This is a genomic window from Pseudomonas sp. GXM4 (assembly GCF_008923895.1).
Lineage (GTDB): Bacteria > Pseudomonadota > Gammaproteobacteria > Pseudomonadales > Pseudomonadaceae > Aquipseudomonas > Aquipseudomonas atacamensis.
In genome coordinates this window covers 1-1,827 of sequence record NZ_WBRZ01000474.1, presented here as the reverse complement: position 1 = coordinate 1,827, position 1,827 = coordinate 1, and the positions used below count along the sequence as shown (strand labels likewise).

At 60.3% G+C, this 1,827-nt stretch carries 1 protein-coding gene; it reads right to left on the bottom strand.

Going from position 1 to position 1,827, the window contains the following annotated elements; all coding sequences use genetic code 11:
• Positions 1-1,107: 1,107 nt before the first annotated feature.
• Positions 1,108-1,482 carry a DUF6124 family protein gene (locus F8N49_RS27515; RefSeq protein WP_071174441.1) on the bottom strand — a complete coding sequence of 125 codons (375 nt, stop codon included), beginning with the start codon at positions 1,480-1,482 and terminating at the stop codon, positions 1,108-1,110.
• Positions 1,483-1,827 lie beyond the last annotated feature (345 nt).

Here is a 1,827-nt window from a genome sequence, read left to right as displayed (position 1 = left end):
TACGTTCGGCCCTCGCAGGCTCGGGTTCCTTCGCTCCGGGACTGATCCGGGCGCAGCGGCTCCGGTTTGCTTCGCTGCACCTCCTTCCGCTGTGTCTGGCTGCGCCAGACGGTCGCTGCGCTCCAACGCCCGGATCAATCCCTCCACTCAGCCTTCCGACGTCGCCGGTGGATCAAGATCAAAAGCACTCGAGCTTGCGCTCATTGTTGAGTGGGGCGGCTTCGCCGCGGGCAGCTGCGCTGCTTTGCCTTTGCTTTTGTAGGAGTGAGCCTGCTCGCGATGGCGGCCTGACAGCCGGCCTGATCTTGAGGTTGTACCCAATCCAACTGTAGGAGCTGCCGAAGGCTGCGATCTTTTGATCTTGCTTTTGCTTTTCTGTGGGAGCTGGCTTGCCAGCGAAGGCGGCCTGACAGCCGACTCATATCTCGCTGATGCACACGATCCAGAATTGTGGGAGCGAGCCTGCTCGCGAAGGCGTCTCCACTGCCAACCCATCTCTGCCAGATTCACCCCGTCCCTGTGGGAGCTGGCTTGCCAGCGGAGGCGGCCTGACAGCCGATCTGTTTCTCGCTGATGTACTCGATTCAAACTGTGGGAGCGAGCCTGCTCGCGAAAGCGTCCCCACTGCCAACCTATCTCTGCCAGATTCACCCCGTCCGTGTGGGAGCTGGCTTGCCAGCGAAGGCGGCCTGACAGCCGACCTGTTTCTCGCTGATGTACTCGATTCAAACTGTGGGAGCGAGCCTGCTCGCGAAAGCGTCTCCACTGCCAACCTATCTCTGCCAGATTCACCCCGTCCGTGTGGGAGCTGGCTTGCCAGCGAAGGCGGCCTGACAGCCGACTCCTATCTTGCTGATGTACACGACCCAGAATTGTGGGAGCGAGCCTGCTCGCGAAGGCGTCTCCACTGCCAACCCATCTCTGCCAGATTCACCCCGTCCCTGTGGGAGCTGGCTTGCCAGCGAAGGCGGCCTGACAGCCGACCTGTTTCTCGCTGACGTACTCGATTCAAACTGTGGGAGCGAGCCTGCTCGCGAAGGCGGTTTATCTGACACCTCGAATGTTGAATGTGCCGAAGCCCTCGCGGTCGGGCTCGCTCCGGGAAGATCAGCTGCGTGACGGGGGCTGGTGGATTTCGTAGTTATCCAGCACCCGGTTCACCGCCAGTTCCGCGAGCATGATCACCTGCTGGATGGCCAGTATGGTGTGCCGCTGTGGGCTGTCGACGTGGGCGGCGATGTCGCTGCTCATGATGCTCGCCGAGGCGAGGGATTCGCAGGCGTGGGCCAGCAGGCTTTCGTTGTCCTGGTCCGGGGCGACCTGGAACATGGTGCTGGGTTTGTGGCTTTGCTGCGCGGTGGTGGCCGGTTTGAGGTAGTGATCCAGCGCACGCTCGGCGGCGTCGTGGAGTTTCGTTGAGTCGGGGGATTGGTAGGGTGAGGTGCTTTCGGATTCGGGGGGATTGGGTGTGGGTTTGAACATGGCAAAGATCCTTTTGGATTAATGGAGCTGCCATTTTTCGTTTTCCAGGCGAAAGGGGGGGCAGCTGTACGCGGACTGGAAAAACCGGCAAAGGATCAAACCCGGCAGACCCGAAGGTCTCCCACGTACAGCCGCCATAACTGAATACCGGCGCTGAAAGAGCGCGGCATTATGTCATGCGCTGTGATCCTGCGGGTTTTCCAGACCCGGTCGCTGATTCGTCAGCAACCACTAGATCCTAGCCAGCGCACGTCCGACGGACAACCTGCAAAACCTGTCGGAAACTTCCCCGTAAACACCGCGATGTAGGAGCTGCCGTAGGCTGCGATTTTTTGATTTTTAAAC

Coding starts and splice junctions, on each gene's coding strand:
- F8N49_RS27515 (WP_071174441.1), bottom strand. CDS start 1,482: ATGTTCAAACCCACACCCAATCCCCCCGAATCCGAAAGCACCTCACCC.